This window comes from Streptomyces sp. NPDC056169 (genome assembly GCF_042268445.1).
Taxonomy (GTDB): domain Bacteria; phylum Actinomycetota; class Actinomycetes; order Streptomycetales; family Streptomycetaceae; genus Streptomyces.
In genome coordinates, this window is the sequence record NZ_JBHJUO010000003.1 from 261,299 (window position 1) to 281,879 (window position 20,581).

Annotated in this window: 18 protein-coding genes; 7 read left to right on the forward strand and 11 right to left on the reverse strand. The window is 71.6% G+C overall.

Annotated elements, in window-relative coordinates; all coding sequences use genetic code 11:
• Positions 1-332 precede the first annotated feature (332 nt).
• Complete coding sequence (gene hisC, locus ACFC0G_RS06175) at positions 333-1,430, forward strand: histidinol-phosphate transaminase (protein WP_376397959.1); 1,098 nt, start codon at positions 333-335, stop codon at positions 1,428-1,430.
• Here the strand turns inward: hisC and ACFC0G_RS06180 are convergent.
• Positions 1,427-1,804 carry a cyclophilin-like fold protein gene (locus ACFC0G_RS06180; RefSeq protein ID WP_376397962.1) on the reverse strand — a complete coding sequence of 126 codons (378 nt, stop codon included), beginning with the start codon at positions 1,802-1,804 and terminating at the stop codon, positions 1,427-1,429. The genes hisC and ACFC0G_RS06180 overlap by 4 nt on opposite strands.
• A gap of 203 nt (positions 1,805-2,007) precedes the next feature.
• Here ACFC0G_RS06180 and ACFC0G_RS06185 point away from each other — a divergent pair, with 203 nt between their 5' ends.
• From ACFC0G_RS06185 to ACFC0G_RS06200, 4 genes are read left to right on the forward strand one after another with little or no spacing between them, the layout of a single operon-like run.
• The gene (locus tag ACFC0G_RS06185; protein ID WP_376397965.1) at positions 2,008-3,516 is read left to right on the forward strand and encodes a cytochrome ubiquinol oxidase subunit I; all 1,509 of its coding nucleotides are present in this window, start codon (positions 2,008-2,010) and stop codon (positions 3,514-3,516) included.
• Between the two features lie 18 nt (positions 3,517-3,534).
• The gene (cydB, locus tag ACFC0G_RS06190; protein WP_376397968.1) at positions 3,535-4,560 is read left to right on the forward strand and encodes a cytochrome d ubiquinol oxidase subunit II; all 1,026 of its coding nucleotides are present in this window, start codon (positions 3,535-3,537) and stop codon (positions 4,558-4,560) included.
• Positions 4,561-4,575: 15 nt separating this feature from the next.
• Positions 4,576-8,208: a thiol reductant ABC exporter subunit CydD gene (cydD, locus tag ACFC0G_RS06195; protein WP_376397971.1), complete on the forward strand. Its 3,633-nt coding sequence runs from the start codon at positions 4,576-4,578 to the stop codon at positions 8,206-8,208.
• Between the two features lie 20 nt (positions 8,209-8,228).
• Entirely contained in the window at positions 8,229-9,941 is a 1,713-nt protein-coding gene (locus ACFC0G_RS06200; protein WP_376397974.1) for a GAF domain-containing sensor histidine kinase, read from the forward strand.
• Between the two features lie 46 nt (positions 9,942-9,987).
• On the opposite strand, the gene ACFC0G_RS06205 is transcribed toward ACFC0G_RS06200, so the two are convergent.
• The 4 genes from ACFC0G_RS06205 to ACFC0G_RS06220 form a co-directional block, all read right to left on the reverse strand.
• Entirely contained in the window at positions 9,988-10,860 is an 873-nt protein-coding gene (locus tag ACFC0G_RS06205) for a Cof-type HAD-IIB family hydrolase (protein ID WP_376397977.1), read from the reverse strand.
• Positions 10,861-10,949: 89 nt separating this feature from the next.
• Positions 10,950-11,600: an NAD(P)-dependent oxidoreductase gene (locus ACFC0G_RS06210; RefSeq protein WP_376397979.1), complete on the reverse strand. Its 651-nt coding sequence runs from the start codon at positions 11,598-11,600 to the stop codon at positions 10,950-10,952.
• Positions 11,597-12,556 (reverse strand): GDSL-type esterase/lipase family protein, encoded by a 960-nt coding sequence (locus ACFC0G_RS06215; RefSeq protein WP_376397981.1) that lies wholly within the window; start codon positions 12,554-12,556, stop codon positions 11,597-11,599. Before ACFC0G_RS06215 ends, ACFC0G_RS06210 begins: the two co-directional genes overlap by 4 nt.
• A gap of 1 nt (position 12,557) precedes the next feature.
• The gene (locus tag ACFC0G_RS06220) at positions 12,558-13,283 is read right to left on the reverse strand and encodes a hypothetical protein (protein ID WP_376397983.1); all 726 of its coding nucleotides are present in this window, start codon (positions 13,281-13,283) and stop codon (positions 12,558-12,560) included.
• Positions 13,284-13,352: 69 nt separating this feature from the next.
• Here ACFC0G_RS06220 and ACFC0G_RS06225 point away from each other — a divergent pair, with 69 nt between their 5' ends.
• Both ACFC0G_RS06225 and ACFC0G_RS06230 read left to right on the forward strand, forming a co-directional pair.
• Positions 13,353-13,874, forward strand: coding sequence for a MarR family winged helix-turn-helix transcriptional regulator (locus tag ACFC0G_RS06225; RefSeq protein WP_125746707.1), 522 nt, complete (start codon positions 13,353-13,355; stop codon positions 13,872-13,874).
• A gap of 184 nt (positions 13,875-14,058) precedes the next feature.
• Complete coding sequence (locus ACFC0G_RS06230; protein ID WP_376397985.1) at positions 14,059-14,568, forward strand: DUF6083 domain-containing protein; 510 nt, start codon at positions 14,059-14,061, stop codon at positions 14,566-14,568.
• Between the two features lie 10 nt (positions 14,569-14,578).
• Here the strand turns inward: ACFC0G_RS06230 and ACFC0G_RS06235 are convergent, their stop codons facing one another.
• The 6 genes from ACFC0G_RS06235 to ACFC0G_RS06260 all read right to left on the reverse strand — a co-directional run bounded on the left by ACFC0G_RS06235 (position 14,579) and on the right by ACFC0G_RS06260 (position 20,497).
• Positions 14,579-15,481: an LLM class flavin-dependent oxidoreductase gene (locus ACFC0G_RS06235; protein ID WP_376397987.1), complete on the reverse strand. Its 903-nt coding sequence runs from the start codon at positions 15,479-15,481 to the stop codon at positions 14,579-14,581.
• A 30-nt stretch (positions 15,482-15,511) separates the two neighbouring features.
• Complete coding sequence (locus ACFC0G_RS06240; RefSeq protein WP_376397990.1) at positions 15,512-15,964, reverse strand: hypothetical protein; 453 nt, start codon at positions 15,962-15,964, stop codon at positions 15,512-15,514.
• Positions 15,965-16,010: 46 nt separating this feature from the next.
• Positions 16,011-16,553 (reverse strand): RNA 2'-phosphotransferase, encoded by a 543-nt coding sequence (locus tag ACFC0G_RS06245; RefSeq protein ID WP_376397992.1) that lies wholly within the window; start codon positions 16,551-16,553, stop codon positions 16,011-16,013.
• Between the two features lie 159 nt (positions 16,554-16,712).
• Entirely contained in the window at positions 16,713-17,642 is a 930-nt protein-coding gene (locus ACFC0G_RS06250; protein WP_376397995.1) for a MerR family transcriptional regulator, read from the reverse strand.
• A gap of 201 nt (positions 17,643-17,843) precedes the next feature.
• The gene (locus ACFC0G_RS06255; RefSeq protein WP_376397998.1) at positions 17,844-19,652 is read right to left on the reverse strand and encodes an SDR family oxidoreductase; all 1,809 of its coding nucleotides are present in this window, start codon (positions 19,650-19,652) and stop codon (positions 17,844-17,846) included.
• Positions 19,652-20,497 carry a M24 family metallopeptidase gene (locus ACFC0G_RS06260; RefSeq protein ID WP_376398001.1) on the reverse strand — a complete coding sequence of 282 codons (846 nt, stop codon included), beginning with the start codon at positions 20,495-20,497 and terminating at the stop codon, positions 19,652-19,654. Before ACFC0G_RS06260 ends, ACFC0G_RS06255 begins: the two co-directional genes overlap by 1 nt.
• Positions 20,498-20,581 lie beyond the last annotated feature (84 nt).

Genomic DNA, 20,581 nt, shown 5'->3' on the forward strand with positions numbered 1-20,581 from the left:
CAGGCATTGACAGGCACGTTTCTGCATGATCAAAAGTGGTCAATGGGCAAGGAATCCAAGGCAGTTAAGGGCTTCTCCATGCGACCTAGGCTTGCCGAACGGCATAGGCCTGGCGAAGGGGCGAGGTCTCGAAGAGGTCTCAACTCACCTCTACGGGGGATGCGCGCCACGGCGCCCGCCACCGGCGCGCGCCACCCAGGCACGCGCTCCCCCTCCCCGGGGGGCGGTATCCACAGCGTGTCCCTCCTGTTGTCCACAGGCCATTCGCAGCGGAGGCGAATCCTCATAAGGTGAGGAGTATTGGCGGTACGGACGGTCGAGGAGGCCACACTGTGAGCGAGACCAGCGGGACGAGCACCGGCAGCCCCAAGCTGCGCGCCGAGCTGGACGGCGTCCCCACCTACAAGCCGGGCAAGCCGGCCGCCACGGGCGGGCCCGTGGCCTTCAAGCTGTCGTCCAACGAGAACCCCTACCCGCCACTGCCCGGGGTCATGGAGAGCACGCTGGCGGCCGCCGCGAACTTCAACCGCTACCCGGACATGGCCTGCACCGGCCTGACGCAGGAGCTCGCCGACCGCTTCGGCGTGCCCGTCTCGCACATCGCGACGGGCACGGGCTCGGTCGGGGTCGCGCAGTCGCTGCTCCAGGCCACCTCGGGCCCGGGCGACGAGGTGATCTACGCCTGGCGCTCCTTCGAGGCGTACCCGATCATCACGCAGATCAGCGGGGCCACCTCGGTGCAGGTGCCGCTGACCGACGGCGAGGTGCACGACCTCGACGCGATGGCCGCGGCGATCACCGACCGGACCCGGCTGATTTTCGTCTGCAACCCCAACAACCCCACGGGTACCGCGGTCCGCCGGGCCGAGCTGGAGCGCTTCCTGGACCGGGTGCCCTCCGACGTCCTGGTCGTGATCGACGAGGCGTACAAGGAGTTCGTCCGCGACACCGACATCCCGGACGGCATCGAGCTCTACCGCGACCGGCCGAACGTCGCCGTGCTGCGTACGTTCTCCAAGGCGTACGGCCTGGCGGGGCTGCGGGTCGGCTTCGCGATCGCTCACGAGCCGGTGGCGGCGGCGCTGCGCAAGACGGCGGTCCCGTTCGGGGTGAGCCAGCTGGCGCAGGACGCGGCGGTGGCCTCGCTGCGGGCCGAGGACGAACTGCTCGGCCGGGTCGGCTCGTTGGTGGCCGAGCGCGAGCGGGTCCATGCGGGGCTCGTGGCCCAGGGCTGGACCGTGGCGGACACCCAGGCGAACTTCGTCTGGCTGCGGCTCGGCGAGCGGACGCTGGACTTCGCGGCGGAGTGCGAGCGGCACGGCGTGATGGTGCGGCCGTTCGCGGGCGAGGGCGTGCGCGTCACGATCGGTGAGACCGAGGCGAACGACCTGTTCCTGAAGGCGGCGGAGGGCTTTCGCAAGGAGGGTTAGGACACGAGCTCCACGCGGATCGGGTCGCCGTCCCGGACGGTGGCCAGGATCCGCGGGTCGCCGTCCAGCGCGCCCAGGAGGTTGCAGGGGCTCGCGAGCCGGCACTCGTCCCCCCGGGAGATCGGGGTCGGTCCGTAGGGGAGAGCGAGCGCGTCGCCGTCCGTCCAGAAGGCCACCGTGCCCGGTTCGACGACCTGACGGGCGTCGTCCTCGACGGGGACGGAGACCGGAGTGTCGAAGTAGACCTCCTCGCCCCAGGTCCGGGCGGTGGAGGAGATCGGGAGAGCCCCCGCGAGCGCCGTGCTCGTGGGGGTTTCCTCAAGGGTGGCCGTGGTGTGTCCGGCCGGCCAGATGATGCGTATCCGAAGGGTCATGCCCGGATTCAACAATATGTTGAAGGTCCTGGGAAGAGGTGACCTTCGGTAGAGGGACCCCCGACTGAAGGTACGGATTTCGTATGAGCCATAATGCTTGTGAATGTGAACGCGTTCACAAGCGTGTCCTGGTTCATCCCGTAATTAGTGGGATTAACGGGGCAAACTGCCGATGTGACCACGGCGAGTAAGGAGAAAACGACGTGGACCTCGCTCTTGCGCCAGAGACTCTGGCGCGCTGGCAGTTCGGCATCACCACCGTCTACCACTTCCTCTTCGTCCCCCTGACGATCTCCCTCGCCGCCCTCACCGCCGGTCTCCAGACCGCCTGGGTGCGCACCGAGAAGGAGAAGTACCTCAGGGCGACGAAGTTCTGGGGCAAGCTCTTCCTGATCAACATCGCCATGGGTGTCGTCACCGGCATCGTGCAGGAGTTCCAGTTCGGCATGAACTGGTCCGACTACTCCCGCTTCGTCGGCGACATCTTCGGGGCCCCGCTCGCCTTCGAGGCGCTCATCGCCTTCTTCTTCGAGTCCACGTTCATCGGCCTGTGGATCTTCGGCTGGGACAAGCTCCCGAAGCGGATCCACCTCGCCTGCATGTGGATGGTGTCGATCGGCACCATCCTCTCCGCCTACTTCATCCTCGCGGCGAACTCCTGGATGCAGCACCCCGTCGGGTACCGCATCAACGAGGAGCGCGGCCGGGCGGAGCTCACCGACTTCTGGCAGGTGCTCACCCAGAACACCGCCCTCACCCAGTTCTTCCACACCATGACGGCGGCCTTCCTGGTCGGCGGCGCGTTCATGGTCGGCATCTCCGCCTTCCACCTCGCGCGGAAGAAGCACATCCCGGTGATGCGGACCTCGCTGCGGCTCGGCCTGATCACCCTGATCATCGCCGGCCTCGGCACCGCCATCAGCGGTGACCTGCTCGGCAAGGTCATGTTTAAGCAGCAGCCGATGAAGATGGCCGCCGCCGAAGCGCTCTGGGACGGCGAGGCGCCCGCACCCTTCTCGATCTTCGCCTACGGCGATGTCGACAAGGGCCACAACACCGTCGCCATAGAGATCCCGGGACTCCTGTCCTTCCTCGCGAACGACGACTTCAGCTCGTACGTCCCGGGAATCAACGACGTCAACAAGGCCGAGCAGGAGAAGTACGGCCCCGGCGACTACCGGCCCAACATCCCCGTCGCCTACTGGGGATTCCGCTGGATGATCGGCTTCGGCATGGCCTCGCTGGGCATCGGGATGCTCGGCCTCTGGCTGACCCGCAAGAAGTTCATGCTGGCACCGGGGATGCGGACCGGTGAGGACGAAGTGCCGAATCTGGTCCTGTTCAAGCGGAAGGCGCTCAGCCCACGCTTCGCCCACTGGTACTGGATCGTCGCCCTCTGGACCATGGGCTTCCCGCTCATCGCCAACTCCTGGGGCTGGATCTTCACCGAGATGGGCCGTCAGCCCTGGGTCGTCTACGGCGTGCTGCGCACCCGGGACGCGGTCTCCCCGGGTGTCTCCCAGGGCGAGGTGCTCACCTCGATGATCATCTTCACCACCCTCTACGCCGTCCTCGCCGTGATCGAGGTCAAGCTCCTCGTCAAGTACGTCAAGGCGGGACCGCCGGAGCTCACCGAGGACGACCTCAACCCGCCCACCAAGATCGGCGGGGACTCCCGTGACCCCGACCGGCCCATGGCCTTCTCGTACTGAGGCTCAGGAGAACGAGGCATGGAACTCCACGACGTCTGGTTCGTACTCATCGCCGTCCTCTGGATCGGCTACTTCTTCCTCGAAGGCTTCGACTTCGGGATCGGCATCCTGACCAAGCTGCTCGCCCGCGACCGGGTCGAGAAGCGGGTCCTCATCAACACGATCGGTCCCGTCTGGGACGGCAACGAGGTGTGGCTGCTGACCGCCGGCGGCGCGACCTTCGCCGCCTTCCCCGAGTGGTACGCGACGCTCTTCTCCGGCTTCTACCTGCCGCTGCTGATCATCCTGGTCTGCCTGATCGTCCGGGGTGTCGCCTTCGAGTACCGGGCGAAGCGGCCCGAGGAGAACTGGCAGCGCAACTGGGAGCAGGCCATCTTCTGGACCTCCCTGATCCCCGCGTTCCTCTGGGGCGTGGCCTTCGGCAACATCGTCCGGGGCGTGAAGATCGACGGAGAGATGGAGTACGTCGGCACCTTCTGGGACCTCCTCAACCCGTACGCGCTCCTCGGCGGTCTGGTCACGCTCACCCTCTTCACCTTCCACGGCGCGGTCTTCGCCTCGCTCAAGACGGACGGTGACATCCGGGTGCGCGCCCGGGCGCTCGCGCTCAAGCTGGGCCTGATCACGGCCGTGCTCGCACTCGCCTTCCTGATCTGGACCCAGGTCGACACGGGCGACAGCTGGAGCCTCGCGGCGATGCTGGTCGCCGTCGTGGCCCTGGTCGGCGCGATCGGCGCCATCAAGATGGGGCGCGAGGGCTGGTCGTTCGCGCTCTCGGGCATCACGATCGCCGCCGCGGTGGCGATGCTCTTCCTCGCGCTCTTCCCGGACGTCATGCCGTCTTCGCTCAACCCCGAGTGGAGCCTTACCGTGACGAACGCGTCGTCGAGCCCGTACACGCTCAAGATCATGACCTGGTGCGCGGCGATCGCGACCCCGTTGGTGCTGCTCTACCAGAGCTGGACCTACTGGGTGTTCCGCAAGCGCATCGGTACGCAGCACATCGCCGACGCTCACCAGCCGACTGACGCACGAGCTCACTAGAGGGGCATGTTTCACGTGAAACCGATCGATCCGCGTCTGCTCCGGTACGCCCGGGCCACCCGTTTCTTCCTTGCCGCGGTGGTCGTGCTCGGTCTGGCCGGGGCGGCGCTGGTCATCGCCCAGGCGATGTTCATCGCCGAGATCGTGGTGGGGGCCTTCCAGAAGGGCCTGGCGGTTTCCGATCTGACCACCCCGCTGGTGCTGCTCGCGGGAGTCGCGGTGGCGCGCGGCGTCGTCTCCTGGCTGACCGAGCTCGCCGCCCACCGGGCGAGCGCGGCGGTCAAGTCCGAACTCCGCGGCCGGCTCCTCGCCCGGGCGGCCTCGCTCGGACCCGGGTGGCTGAGCGGCCAGAAGGCCGGCTCGCTGATCGCGATCGCGACGCGTGGCGTCGACGCGCTCGACGACTACTTCGCCCGCTATCTGCCGCAGCTCGGCCTCGCGGTCGTCGTGCCGGTGGCGGTCCTTGCCCGGATCGTCACCGAGGACTGGGTCTCGGCGGCGATCATCGTCGTCACCCTGCCGCTCATTCCGATCTTCATGATCCTCATCGGCTGGTACACCCAGGCGCGGATGGACCGGCAGTGGAAGCTGCTCTCCCGGCTCTCCGGTCACTTCCTGGACGTCGTGGCGGGCCTGCCCACCCTCAAGATCTTCGGCCGGGCGAAGGCTCAGGCCGAGTCGATCCGCGCGATCACCTCGGAGTACCGCCAGGCGACGATGCGCACCCTGCGGATCGCCTTCCTCTCCTCCTTCGCCCTGGAACTCCTCGCGACCCTGTCGGTCGCGCTCGTCGCCGTGACCATCGGCATGCGGCTCGTCCACGGCGAGCTCGACCTGTACACCGGGCTCGTCATCCTGATCCTGGCGCCCGAGGCCTACCTCCCGTTGCGGCAGGTGGGCGCGCAGTACCACGCGGCGGCCGAGGGGCTCGCGGCGGCGGAGGAGATCTTCGAGGTCCTGGAGCAGCCGGTACGCGAGGCCGGTACGGGCGCGGTTCCGGACTCCGTACGGCTGGAGCTCGACCGGGTGACCGTACGGCACGCGGGGCGCGCCGAACCGGCGCTCGACGCGGCGACGCTGACGGTCGAGCCCGGCGAGACGGTGGCCCTGGTCGGGCCGAGCGGCGTCGGGAAGTCGACGCTCCTCGACGTGGTGCTCGGCTTCGCGGCGCCGGAGGAGGGCGGGTCCGTCCGGGTCGGCGGCGAGGACCTCGCGACGCTCGACCCGGAGGCGTGGCGGTCGCGGATCGCCTGGGTGCCCCAGCGCCCCTACCTCTTCGCGGGGACGATCGCCGAGAACGTACGGCTGGCCCGCCCGGACGCCTCCGACGAGGCGGTACGGGAAGCGCTGCGGGACGCCGGGGCGGACGGGTTCGTCACGGGGCTCCCGGAAGGGCTCGACACCCCGCTCGGCGAGGACGGTGCCGGCCTTTCGGCGGGCCAGCGGCAGCGCCTGGCGCTCGCCCGGGCGTTCCTGGCGGACCGGCCGCTGCTGCTGCTCGACGAGCCGACAGCCGCGCTGGACGGCGAGACGGAGGCGGGAGTCGTCGACGCGGTCCGGCGTCTCGCGGCGGGACGGACCGTGCTGTTGGTCGTCCACCGGCCGGCGCTGCTCGCGGTCGCGGACCGGGTGGTGACGCTGGTACCGGCGGCCGTGGACGCCGACTCGGCCGGGGTGGATTCGCCGCAGCCGACTGCGGAGTCGACCTTGGAGCCGGTGTCGCAGCCGGCTTCGGAGCCGGACGCGTCGGAAGCGGTCAGGGCGGGCGGCCGCCGGGCGGAAGTCGGAGCGGACTCGGGGAGGGACCCGGGGACGGACCCGGGCGTTCGCTCCGGTGCGGACGGGGCCGTCGGCGCCGGAGCCGGAGCCAGCTCCGGGCGGTCGGTGCTCGGGCGGGTTCGGGGCATGGCCGGTGAGCTCAAGGGGCGCATGGCGCTCGCGCTGCTGCTCGGCAGCCTGGCCCTCGGCTCCGCCGTCGGGCTCATGGCCGTGTCCGGCTGGCTCATCTCCCGGGCCTCCGAACAACCGCCCGTGCTCTACCTGATGATGGCCGTCACCGCCACGCGCGCCTTCGGCATCGGCCGGGCCGTCTTCCGGTACGCCGAGCGGCTCGTCTCGCACGACGCCGTGCTCCGGATGCTCGCCGAGCTCCGGGTCTCCGTCTTCCGCCGACTGGAGCGGATCGCCCCGGCCGGGCTGCGCCGCACCCGCCGCGGAGACCTCCTCTCCCGGCTCGTCCAGGACGTCGACGCACTCCAGGACTACTGGCTGCGCTGGCTGCTCCCGGTGGGCGCCGCGCTCGTCGTGGGCGTCGCCTCCGCCGGGTTCACCGCCTGGATGCTGCCCGAGGCCGGGGCCGTCCTCGCCGTGGGCCTGCTGGTCGCGGGCATCGCCGTCCCGGCGATCGGCGGGGCCTTCGCCCGCCGGGCCGAGCGCCGGCTCTCCCCCGCGCGCGGCACCCTGGCGACCGCCGTCGCCGACCTGCTCCGCGGCTGCGCCGAGCTGACGGTCGCGGGCGCACTGCCCGGCCGGGTCGAGCGGACCCGTACGGCCGACCGGCACCTCACCTCCATCGCCTCCCGGCAGGCCGCGGCCACCGCGCTCGGCGCCGGTCTCTCCGCGCTGGTCTGCGGCCTGACCGTCGCGGCCGCCGCGTTCGTCGGCGTCCAGGGGGTGCGGGACGGGCGACTCGACGGGGTGGCCCTCGCCGTGGTCGTCCTGACGCCGCTCGCCGCCTTCGAGGCCGTCACCGGCCTGCCGCTCGCCGTCCAGTACCGGCAGCGCGTCCGGCACAGCGCCGAGCGGGTCTTCGAGGTGCTCGACGCACCCGTCCCCGTCCACGAGCCGGCCACGCCCGAGACTCCCCCGGCGAGCCCGTTCCCGCTGGAGCTGACCGGGCTCTCCGCCCGGCACGCCGGGCAGGACCGGGTGGCGCTCGCCGACTTCGGGCTCACCCTGGAGGCCGGGCGCCGGGTCGCCGTCGTCGGCGCCTCAGGCTCCGGGAAGACCACCCTCGCCCAGGTGCTGCTGCGGTTCCTGGACGTGGAGAACGGCATGTACCGGATCGGCGGCGTGCCCGCCTGGGAGCTCGACGGCGACGCGGTCCGGCGGTTCGTCGGCCTCTGCGCCCAGGACGCCCACATCTTCGACAGCTCCGTCCGGGAGAACCTGCGGCTCGCGAAGGTCGGGGCCGACGACGAGGAGCTGCGCGACGCGCTCCGCCGGGCCCGGCTGCTCGACTGGGTGGACGGGCTCCCGGCCGGGCTCGACACCCTCGTGGGCGAGCACGGCTCCCGGCTCTCCGGCGGCCAGCGGCAGCGCCTCGCGCTCGCCCGCGCCCTGCTGGCCGACTTCCCCGTCCTCGTCCTCGACGAGCCGGCCGAGCACCTCGACCTGGCCACCGCCGACGCGCTCACCGACGACCTGCTCCGGGCCACGGAGGGCCGCACCACCGTCCTCATCACCCACCGGCTGCACGGGCTCGACGCCGTCGACGAGGTGGTGGTCCTGGACGAGGGCCGAACCGTCCAGCGCGGTCCGTACGCCGAGCTGGCGGAGACGGAGGGCCCGCTGCGCCGGATGCTGGAGCAGGAGCGGGAGACCGATCTGCTCGTCATCGGCACCGGTCCGACTTTTCTCGCCAAATAGGACTAACTAGGCTCAGGGCCATGACCGCCGCCGCGTCCGACGCCTCGGACCCCCTGGAAGCCGCCACTCAGGCCACGCGCAGCCTCCAGGGGCTGTCCACGGAGCTCACCGCCCGCGTACCGCAGCTCCTGGAGGCGATGCGCTCGGTCGGGACGGGGCTCGAACTCCACTCGACCCTCGACCGGATCTGCGAGACCGCTGCCGAACTCGCCGACGCCCGCTACGCGGCGATCGGGGTCGTCGACGACGAGGGCGAAGGACTGTCCGACTTCGTCACCTTCGGCGTCGGCGAGGACGTGGCCCGCCGGATCGGGCGCCTCCCCGACGGCCATGCCGGGCTGCTCGGCGCGCTGATCCGCGATCCGCAGACCATTCGCCTCGCCGACCTGTCCGCCGATCCGCGCGCGGCCGGTTTCCCGCCCGGGCATCCGCCGATGCGGACCTTCCTCGGCGTGCCCATCCGGGTCCAGGGCGAGATCTTCGGGAACCTCTACCTCGCCGAGAAGCACGGCGGCGGCGAGTTCAACGACTACGACGTCCACATGGTGAGGGTGCTCGCCACGGAGGCGGGCATCGCCATCGGCAACGCCCGCCTCTACGAGGCCGCCCGGCAGCGCGAACGGTGGATCGACGGCTCGGTCGCCGTCACCACGGCGCTGCTCTCCGGCGGCGACGCGGACGACGCGCTCACGGTCGTCGCCGAACAGGCCCGCCGGCTCGCCGACGCGGACGCCGGCATCGTGCTGCTGCCCGCCGAGGACGGGGGCCTGGAGATCGTCGCCGTCTCCTCGCCCCGCGCCACCAAGTCGCTGGGCGTGGTGATCCCGCCCGAGAGCGCCGTGGTGGCACAGCTCCTGGAGGGCGAGGCGGTCTTCGTGGCCGACGCCTCGACGGACCCGCGCATGATCAGTCGGCTGACCTCCGCGTACGGCCCGAGCATGATGCTGCCGCTGCAGAGCGGCGGCCGGGTCCTCGGCGCGCTCGCGACGCCCCGGGTGCGGGGCGGGCGCCCGTTCACGGAGACCGAGCGGACGCTCGCCACGCAGTTCGCCTCCCAGGCGGCGCTCGCGCTGATGATGGCGGACGCGCAGCGGGACCGGGAGCGTCTCGCCGTGTACGAGGACCGCGACCGGATCGCCCGTGACCTGCACGATCTGGTCATCCAGCGGCTCTTCGCCACCGGCATGATGCTGGAGAGCGCCCAGCGCAAGTCGATCGTGCCGGCCGTGCGCGAGGGCGTCGGCAAGGCCGTGGACGAGCTGGACGTGACCATCCAGGAGATCCGTACGGCGATCTTCGCGCTCCAGCAGGGCCCCGCCGAGGCTCCGTCGGGGCTGCGCACCCGGGTCCTGCGGGAGATCAACATGGCGGCCGTGCCGCTCGGCTTCAAGCCCGCGCACCGCTTCCTCGGCGTGATCGACTCGGCGGTCGGCGAGCTCACCGGCAAGAACCTCATCGCCGCTCTGCGCGAGGCCCTCTCGAACGCCTTCCGGCACGCGGAGGCGAGCCGCATCGAGGTGGTCGTCGACGCCTCTGTCACGCTGCCGGACGGCTCGGCCGGGGTGCGGCTCTCGGTCGCGGACGACGGCGTCGGCATCCCGGAGGGCGGGCGGCGCAGCGGCCTGCGCAACCTGGCACGACGGGCCGAGTCTCTGGGCGGCGCGAGCTGGTGCGGGCCGGGCCTCGGGGAGGACGGCGGCGGTACGACGGTGGTGTGGGAGGCCCCGCTTTAAGGGAGCCCTGCTTTAGGGAGCCCCGCTTTAAGGGAGGCCCTGCTCGTTACGGATTGTCCTGCCGCGCGGCCGACGCCTCCGCCACGAGCTGTTCGATGACGACGGCCACCCCGTCCTCGTTGTTGCCGACCGTCCGGCCGGAGGCGGCGGCGAGGACGTCGGGGTGGGCGTTGCCCATCGCGTACGAGCGGCCGGCCCAGCTGAGCATCTCGATGTCGTTGGGCATGTCGCCGAAGGCGGCGACCTCCTTGGCGGCGATGCCGCGCTCGGCGCAGCACCGGGCCAGGGTGGAGGCCTTGGAGACGCCGAGGGCGCTGACCTCCAGGAGGGCCGTGGGGCTGGACCGGGTGAAGGAGGCCAGCTCGCCGGCGGCCTCCCTGGCCAGGGCCAGGAACGCGTCGGGTTCGAGCTCGGGGTGCTGCGCGAGCAGCTTGAGCACGGGAGCGGCGGCGCCCGGCGCCTCCTCGAAGAGGAGCTTCTCGGCGGTGGCGACGGTGGCGCCCGGGTCGAGGAAGAAGGGCGGGTACTGGGGCTCGTAGTGGATGCCGGTGGTGAGCTCGACCGCGAAGGAGGTCCCGGGGGCGGCGGCGCGCAGGGCCCGGACCACGTCGAGGGCGGCCGGCCGCTCCAGCGGGCGGACCTCCAGGAAGGTGCCTCCCGAGTGGAGGTCGACGACCGCGGCACCGTTGGCGCAGATGGCCAGGCCGTGGCCGTGGACGTGGTCGCTGACGACGTCCATCCAGCGGGCCGGGCGGCCGGTGACGAAGAAGACCTCGATACCGGCCCGCTCCGCCGAGGCGAGGGCGGCGATCGTGCGCTCGGAGACGGATTTGTCGTCGCGCAGGAGCGTGCCGTCGAGGTCGGTGGCGATCAGCCGGGTCGCCGGAGCGGAAGGACGCGGGGAACAGGGAGAGGTCACCGCACCATTCTTCCGCACCGGACGCACGTGCGTGCAGGGAGCCGCACATATGAGTGAGCTGGTTTCGGTCCCCCTGTGGCTTCTCCGGCTCAGTACGCGACCTCCACGACGGCGCGGTGGGCGCGGTCGTCGTCGACACGGGTCAGCAGGTAGTGGGCGAGATCGGCACGGGAGAGGGACTTCGGCCGGTCCAGGTGGCCGTTCTCGGCCGTGCGGTAGCGGCCGGTCAGCGGGCCGTCGGTGAGCATCGGCGGCCGGACCACCGTCCAGTCCGTGTCACCGACGGACGGCGAGGCCATGAAGCTCTCCATCCGGGCCATGTCGGCGTAGCCGTGCCGGTAGAGCCGCTGGACCACGTACCGGGTGACGAGGCGCTGCGGCAGCGGCACGTCGGGGGTGATCTCCAGGCCGGCCGAGGAGAGGCAGACCAGGCGGCCGACCTCGGCGGCGTGCATGGCTTCGACGATGTTCCGGGTGCCTTCCGAGTAGACGGTCGTGGGGTGCTTCCGGTCGGTGCTGCCGAGGCAGGAGAGGACGGCGTCGTGTCCGGGTACGGCCTGCCACCAGCCATCGGGTGACAGGACGTCGCCGGGTACGACGGTCAGCCGCGCCTCGGGATCCGTGACCGGCACGCGGGCGGGGCGGCGGGCCACGGCGGTCACCTGGTGGCCGGCGCCGAGGGCCTGGGACAGGAGCTGCGCGCCGGTGCCGCCGGTCACGCCGAAGAGCAGGAGCTTCATGATGTCCCCGTCCCCGTCCCCGTCCCCGTCCGCGTCCCTGCCTCTGCCTCTGCCCCTGCCTCCGTCCCCGACGCCGCGTCCGCGGCCTTCGCCAGTGCTTCGACGAGGGCGACCGCGACGGCCCGCTGGCCGTCGAGCGTGAGGTGGATCCCGTCGTCGAGGTGCAGGCCGGCCGTGGCTTGCCGGGTGTCGACCGTGAGTTCCGGCCGCCCGAGGAGGAAGTCCGCGACACCGTCGATGTCCTCGCTCGTCCAGCCGATGCCGGCGCGGCGGAAGTGCGGGTAGGCGTCCGCCCGTTCCTGGTCCACGGAGCTCGGGGTGAGCCAGATCCAGCGATCCTGGCCGGGGAGCACGGCATGCGTGCCCGGCCCGCTGGGACCGCCGATCCCGCCGACACCGCCGAGACCGTCGGTCCCGCCGAGTTCCCGCAGGGCGAGGAGGTTGCGGGCGGTCTCCGCCTCGCTGACCAGCCGGGTGCCCGGTGCCCCTGCGCCGCGGCCGAGCCGCTGGGTGTCGTTCGCGCCGAGCATGCACAGCACCCAGTCGGGGCGCAGGAAGGACAGTTGGGGCAGTTGGGCGAGGGCCTGGGTGGTGCTGAGGCCCGAGACCGCGAGGTTGACGAGTACGACGCCTTCCGGGAGGAGGTGGCGAAGGATCGAGAACCACGACAGCCGGTCGGCGGTGGTGCTCTCGCCGAGGGCCGCGATCCGCTGCCCGGGCCGGAAGGGCAGCCGGTCGGCCAGGTCGGCGAAGTCGGGGTCCTTCAGGAGCTCGGCGGCGGTGGCGCGTGCCTGGTCGTCGAAGTCGCGCAGCAGCGCGCGGTAGGCGTCGGTGTCCAGGCCGAAGAGCTCGGCCAGCCGGGCCTCGGGCAGTTCCCCCAGGTAGCGCAGGGTCTTCTCGGGCTGCTGGAAGCGGACGAGCTTCTCGAGCGTGTTCCCGGTCCTGTCCTCGGACATGTCAGAGCTCCTTGCGGGTGCGGCGGCGGGGCATCAGGAATCCGGCGGCGATCAGCCAGCCCAGGCAGGTGAAGCGGGCCAGGGGCAGCAGCAGGGCGGCGCCGTCGAAGAGCAGGGTGAGGGTGGCCAGTTCGGCGATGGTGGCGAGGACGAGGCCGGTGACGGCCAAGGCGCGCGGCAGCAGTCCGGCGAGGAGGCCGGGGACGGCGATGCCCGCCACGAGCAGGCCGAGCGTCACGACGTGCCCGGGGCCGCCGGTGGCGAAGGCCAGGTACTGGAGGGCCCGGACGAGCGGCGGGAGTTCGAGGACCTCCGGACGGGAAAGGGTCCAGCTCACCAGGCCGCAGCAGGCGAGGAACCCGGCGGCGAGGAGGCCGCCGGCGAGGGCGATGGTGGCGCCGGGGGCGCGGACGCCGAGCCGGTGCAGCCGGGCCGAGACGGTGGCGGCGTAGACGGCCAGCGGGATCGAGGCGGCGAACTGGAGGGCGCCGGAGACCTGTACGGCGTCGGAGTGGGCGCGGAAGTACGCCACGATCTCGGCGGTCTCGCCGAAGGGCGAGGGGAACGGGTCGCCGCCGGCGAGCACGGTGCTGAGGACGAGCCCGGCCAGGAACAGCGCGGTGAAGACCACGGCGAGCACGCCCGGGGGCGGTCCTCCTTGGGCTTCCCGGCGCTCCGCCGGTGCTCCGGTCGGGTAACGGGTGTCGGTCCGGCTCTCTGCAGACACGAGTCCTGTCCGTTCTCTTAGGAGAATAGTTCACTAGAGAGAATCATTCTTGTCTCGTACCATAACCCTGTGAGTACCGACCGGCAACCAGCCGAAGATCCCGGGGCGGCCCCCGCCGCGCCCCCGCGCTTCGGCGCGTTCCTGCTCGCCCAGCTCGGGGCACACGCGGCGGAGCGTTTCGGCGAACGGGTCGGCGAACTGGGCCTCGCGCCGCCGGACGTCGGCCTGCTGCGGATGATCGCCATGGACCCGGGGCGCAGTCAGCGCTCCCTCGCCGCCGACCTCGGTGTCGTACCGAGCCGGGTCGTCGCGCTCATCGACAACCTGGAGCAGAAGGGGTTCGTCGAACGGCGCCGCAGCACCGAGGACCGCCGTCATCACGAGCTGTACGTGTCCGAGGAGGGCGGCCGGGTGCTCGCACGGGTCCGGGAAGCGGCCGGCGCGCACGAGGACGACCTCTTCGCCGCTCTCGACCCGGAGGAACGGGTCCGGCTGACGGCACTCCTCGGGCGGATCGCCGACCAGCAGGGCCTCACGCCGGGCGTCCACCCGGGCTACCGCCACCTGTCGAAGCGGCCCGGCCGACGCTGAGCGGCCGCCCTGAGCGGCCGACCCGAGCGTCCGTACGGACGTGGCTGTACGGATGTGGCTGTACGGATGTGGCTGTACGGACGCGACCGTACGGATGTGGCCGTAAACGCCCGTTCGGTTCGGGGATGTGCGGGGAAGACCCTCAGAAGACAGGCGAGCCGGCGGCGCTCAAGGGGGTGGAGGCATGGTCTCGGGCCGGTGGTCCGACGCGTGCGAGGCCTGCGGTGCGCCGTACGGCAGCTGGATCGCGAACCTCGGCATGGCCCTCTGCGGGACCTGCGAGCGGGACGGCTCGGGGCATCCCGTACGGGAACCGGTGCTGGTGGGGGACGTACTGGCCGGCATGACCGCCGCTGTGACGTTCGCGGCCCGCACCGGAAGCGCCGTACCGGACCCGCGGCGTCCGTCGACCGGGACGTGCGACGGGTGCGGGGCCGGGGCCGCGTGGCATCGCACGCTGCGAGGGCGCTGGATCCTGATGGAGCCGGGGGATCTGGCGGCCCGGGTCGTTCCGGCGGGCCGGCGCTGGCGGATCGCGGGCGACGGTACGGCGGTCGCCCTCGGCTCCGCCGTACCTTCCGACACCTGCCGGATCAGCCACTTCGACGTCTGTCCGGAGCGGCCTGCCCCGGCCGGCTCCCCGACCCTCCTCGCCCTGTGGCGCGGGCACGCCCGACGCCAGAGAGCGAGGTGACGGCGAGGGTTCAGCCCAGCTGGGCGACGGTCTCGGTGGCGATCTTCTCGAAGACGGCCTGGTCGGCGGCGAAGTCGGAGTCCGCGATCGGCCAGTGGATCACGATCTCGGTGAAGCCGAGGTCGCGGTGGGTGCCGGCGAAGTCGACGAAGGCGTCCAGGGACTCCAGCGGGCGCCCGCGGTCCGGGGTGAAGCCGGTCAGCAGGATCTTGTCGAGCCCGGCCACGTCCCGGCCGGTCTCGGCGCAGGCCTTGCCGAGCTTCTCGATCTGGCCGCGCAGCGCCTCCACCGACTGCTCCGGAGTGCCCTCTTCGAAGATCTTCGGGTCGCCGGTCGTCACCCACGCCTGCCCGTACCGGGCGGCGAGCCTCAGCCCGCGCGGCCCGGTCGCCGCCACCGCGAACGGCAGCCGCGGGCGCTGGACGCAGCCGGGGATGTTCCGGGCCTCCTCCGCCGAGTAGAACGTGCCCCGCTCCGTCACCGAGTCCTCGGTGAGGAGACGGTCGAGCAGCGGCACGAACTCTCCGAAGCGGTCGGCCCGCTCCTTCGGCGTCCACGCCTCCTGGCCGAGGGCGGTGGCGTCGAAGCCGTTGCCGCCGGCCCCGATGCCGAGCGTGATCCGGCCTCCGGAGATGTCGTCGAGCGACATCAGGTCCTTGGCGAGGGTCACGGGGTGGCGGAAGTTCGGGGACGTCACGAGCGTGCCCAGCCGGAGCCGCTCGGTCGCCGTCGCGGCGGCGGTGAGGGTGGGCAGTGCGCCGAACCACGGGCCGTCGCGGAAGGTGCGCCAGGAGAGGTGGTCGTAGGTGTACGCCGTGTGGAACCCCAGTTCCTCGGCGCGCCGCCACTTCTCGCGGCCTCCCTCGTGCCAACGGTCGACGGGCAGGATGACGGTGCTCAGACGCAGGCTCATGGTCCCGAGCCTACGGCGGTGCGCGAGGGATCAGCGGAAGTTGCGGTTCATCCAGGGGGTGAGCGAGCTGCCCGGGATGAGCTCCTTGTACGTGGTGTCGCCTGCGAGCGGGACGACCAGCCAGTAGCCGGGCGGGAAGAACCGGCCCTTCACGTGGGCGAGGCCGCCGAGGACGGAGCGGAGGAAGGCGGGGACCGCGTCGCGGGGCACGTCGGCGAACTCGATGTTGTCCACGGTGATCCTGGCGTCGTCCTCGGGGAAGACCTGGACGGTGAGCGAGGGGGAGCCGCCCAGCTCGATGTAGGCCTCGTGCGGCAGGGAGCCGTCCGGGTCGAGGACGGTGAACGCGCCGGAGGAGGTGCGCCGGGAGGTCTGGTCCGCGCCGATGTCGTCGGTCACCGTCATCTCCAGGTGGAACTCCTGGGCGATCGCGCGGATCGCGGTGACGGCCGCTTCGGTGGTGGGCAGGTGCGGGTGTGCCATGGGGACGATCATGCCTCAGCCGTCCGGCTCGGCGGCCGGTCGGGTCTCAGGAGGGCAGGCGGAGGAACTCCGGCGGCACGGCGTCGGTCAGCCAGACGCCGTTGGCGCTGACGTGGAAGACGTGTCCCGCCCGGTACATGGCACCGGCGTCGACGCTCAGCACGATCGGCCGGCCGCGGCGGGCGCCGACCCGGGTCGCGGTCTCCCGGTCGGGGGAGAGGTGCACGTGGTGGCGGGCCATGGGGCGCAGCCCCTCGGCCCGGATCGCGGGGAGCCGGTCCGCGACCGTACCGTGGTAGAGGTACGCGGGCGGCTCGGCGACCGGCAGGTCCAGGTCCACCTCGACGGTGTGGCCCTGGCTCGCGCGGATGCGGGTCCCCTCGATCGCGAAGCGCTTCTTGTCGTTGGTCGCGACGACGTGGTCGAGTTCCTCGCGGGTGACCGGGAAGCCGTGCGCGGCCGTCGCCCGCAGGAGCGTGTCGATCTCGGTCCAGCCCTGCGCGTCGAGGACCAGGCCGATGCGTTCGGGCTGGTGGCGCAGATGCTTCGCGAGGTACTTCGACACCTTCACGGTGCGTCGTTCGTCCATGGGTCTCCCCTGAAGTGAATGAAGCGAGCTGAACGGAACGGAACTGAACTGAACTGAAGGGGAGCGGAGATGTTTGATCCACAGCCAAAGCGGTTTATCCACAGGCTAGTTGGCGATTCTGTGGACAACGCGGCTGTTATTTAAGATGCATTGGGGTAATTAGCCAGATATCTTGCCAGTTGAGGCAAGAGTGTCCAATGTCCTTTTATGGACCTCTCGTTCGGTGGCGGCCGTGACGAAGGCCGCGACACCCTCCGCGCCAACGAGATTCTGCACGGCCCGAATCGTCTCCGCAGGCAGGCCCACCGCGCGAGGCTCGTCGTCCCGCGCCGGCGGTGCGTCGGGCGAGAGGTGGAGCTGGAGGTGCCGGGTGGCCAACACGCGCATCGCCCTGGCCAGTTCGGCGTCGACCGTCTGCTGGGCGAGCGGCCGGAGCCGTCGCACCATCGTCGCCGCCTCGGCCGCGTCCGCGTCCGTCGGCGGCCGGTGCTCCAGATAGCGCGCGAAGACGTGCTCGGTTGTGAACTCCAGGAAGCGGGAGGCGATGTGCTCCACCTGATCGCGAAGTTCCCTCAGATGCCCGGTTATTGCCGGAAGCGGCACCCCCGCCGCGTACAACTCGACCGCCACGGCGAGCTCTTGCGGACTCGGTACGAGGTACTCCTCCGCCTCCCGGTCCGGAAGCCGCTCCAGTACGCCGAGCTCGACGGCCTCCCGGATGGCGTCCTCGTCCGGTGTGCCGCCGAAGCGGGCGTCCAGCTCCGCGCGGGAGATCCGGTCCGCCTCCTCGTCCGTCCACGGACCGTGGACCTCCGCCACCAGGCCGAGCACCCCGCCGAGGCCCCGGCCCGTGTCCCAGGCCTCCAGAAGCTCCTTGATCGAGGCCAGGGTGTAGCCGCGGTCGAGGAGATCGGCGATCTGCCGCAGCCGGGCGAGGTGCGCGTCCCCGTACACGTTGGACCTGCCGCGCCGCTCGGGGCGGGGCAGCAGGCCGCGGTCCTGGTAGGCGCGGATCGTCCGGACCGTGGCCCCGCTGTGATGCGCGAGATCCTCGATCCGGTACTCCGGCTGTGCTGACTGCTCGGACAAACCCGCTCCCACCGCCCGCTTTCCCGCACCCCGTCGCCGCGGGGCCCCTCCTGGGAGGGATCGTACGACCGCCCGCCCCTCCACCGTCCCTCCGCGTGCGTCATCGCGTACGACGGCGTACGCCATCGAGTACGACGGCGTGCGGCCGTCGCGTACGACAGCGTGCGCGATCGCGCACGACCCGCGGAGCCGGGGACCCGCCTACGCGGGTGGCTGCCAGCGGGCGAACGCCCGCAGCGCGCCCGGGCTCAGCCGGGACAGGGCGTGGATGCCCCGGGCCTCGGGGGTCACCGGGACGACGGCCCGGTCGTGCAGGACCGCCCCCAGGATCGCGTCCGCGACCTTCTCCGGCGGGTAGTTCCGCAGACCGTAGAGCCGCGACGCCTTCTTCTGCCGCCGCTTCTCCTCCGTCGCGTCCGCGACCCCCGCGAACCGCGTGGTCGCGGTGATGTTGGTGTTGACGATGCCGGGGCAGATCGCGGACACCCCGATGCCCTGGCCGGCCAGTTCGGCGCGCAGGCACTCGCTGAGCATCAGCACGGCCGCCTTCGACGTGCTGTACGCGGGCAGGGCCCGGGAAGGCTGGAAGGCCGCCGCGGAGGCGGTGTTCACGATGTGACCGCCCTGGCCGCGCGCGGTCATCTGCGCGCCGAAGATCCGGCACCCGTGGATCACGCCCCACAGGTTGACGTCCAGGACCCGCTTCCACTCCTCGCTCGTCGTCTCGAAGAAGGAGCCGGTGAGCCCGATGCCCGCGTTGTTGACCAGGACGTCGACGATCCCGTACTCGCCGGCCACCTTCGCGGCCAGCTTCTCCATCGCCTGCTCGTCGGCGACGTCGGCGGTCTCGCCCCAGGCCTCGGGAGCGCCGATCAGCCGGGCCATCTCGGCCGTACGGCCCGCGCCCTCGGCGTCCCGGTCCACGGCCACGACCCGGGCGCCGGCCTCCGCGAACGCGAACGCCGTGGCCCGCCCGATGCCACTGGCCGCCCCGGTCACCAGGACCAGCTGCCCGCCGAACCGCTCCGCGTACTCCGGCCGCACCCCGCTCTTCGCCGCCGTCGAGGCGACAGGACGAAGACCTGACGCCTTGGTCGCCGGGTCCTCGTTGGCCCGGACGAACTCGGCTATCCAGGCCGACAGCTGGTCCGGCCGGGTGCGCGGCACCCAGTGCTTGGCGGGCAGGGTGCGCCGGGTCAGGTCCGGCACCCAGGTGCCCAGGTCGTCGTAGAGCCGCTCGGAGAGGAAGGCGTCTCCGGTCGGCGTGATCAGCTGCACGGGCGCGTGCGCGTACGCGTCGGGGCGCGGCCTGCCGAGCCGGGCCCGGACGTTGTCCCGGTAGAGCCAGGCGCCGTGCGCCGCGTCGCTCGGCAGCGAGGGCGTCGGGTAGTCGCCGGCCGGGATCTTCTCGACCCGCTCCAGGATCTTCGGCCAGCGCTTGCCGAGCGGCCCGCGCCAGGCGAGCTCCGGCAGTACGGGCGTGTGCAGCATGTACACGTACCAGGACTTGGCGCCCTGGCCGAGGAGCTGACCGACCCGGCGGGGGGTGGGCCGGGCCATGCGCTGCTTGATCCAGTGCCCGAAGTGGTCGAGGCTCGGCCCCGACATCGAGGTGAAGGAGGCGATCCGCCCCTCGGCGCGCGGGACGGTGACGAACTCCCAGGACTGCACCGAGCCCCAGTCGTGGCCGACGAGGTGGACCGGCCGGTCCGGGCTGACGGCGTCGGCGACCGCGAGGAAGTCGTCCGTCAGCTTCTCCAGGGTGAAGCCGCCGCGCAGCGGGGCCGGAGCCGTCGACCGGCCGTGGCCCCGGACGTCGTACAGCACCACGTGGAACTGCTCGGCCAGCCGGGCCGCGACCTCCGACCAGACCTCCTTGGAATCCGGGTAGCCGTGCACGAGCAGCACGGTCGGCCGGTCCGTGTCGCCGAGCTCGGCGACACACAGCTCGACCCCGCCCGTCCGGACCCAGCGCTCCCGCGCGCCGTCGAGCCCAGCGATTCCCGCCATCAGACCGCCCCCTCGTTCCAACGCCGCACGTGCGGCAGATCGTCGTCCAGCCAGAACGCGCTCTGCTCGGGATCCTTCGAGTCGGTGACGACCAGGATCTCCTCGAACTTCGCGCCCGTCCCCCGGAACCCGAGGTGCGGCTCGACCGCCCACAGCCCGGGCACGGGCGGGTGGTCGGAGAACGTGTACGGCGACCAGAGCGGCGACCAGCCGTCCCGGTGGCCGTGGACCGCGTCGCTCGCCAGGCCCTTGAGCGCCTGCGTGCCGAAGCCGAAGAGCGTCGGCGACCAGCGGCGCTCCTTCACCCGGTCGATCTTGTGGGCGATGACGCCGAAAGGATAGGCCCGGTGCCGGTTCGCGTACCCCTGGCGGACCATGAGCCGGTCCACGTCCTCGTATATCTCGCGCAGCGTGCGGCGCTCGCGGACCTCGCGCAGGATCAGCTCGCGGTGGTCGCGGAGATCGGCGAGCAGCTTGTCGTGCAGGGGGTTGAGGCCCAGGCAGCCGCTGTAGCCGATGTCGGCGGTGTGCCCCTTGTAGACCGGCGCCATGTCGAGGATGAACGGCATCCCCGCCTCCAGGCGCCGGTTCGTCGGGAAGAACTGGAGGGGGATCTTGAAGTCGACGAAGGCCGTGCGGTCCCCGAACCAGGCGAACGGCCGGTGGAACCAGTCCCGCACCCCGCGCTCGTACAGCCACTCCCGCTGCATCCGGGCGGCCTCGCGCTCGGTCACCCCCGGCCTGAGCTGCGCCGCGACGGCTTCCGCGCACTCGTACGAGAGGCGCTGCACTTCCCTGAACCCCCGCAGCTCCGCGGAGAGTTCACCTGTCACTGCTGAGGCCATGCCATCCGCCGTCCCGTGTGAGCGCCCGATCGCACTACGCGTCCGTAACTTGACACCGATGAATGTGACAATGCCCGGCGGCTG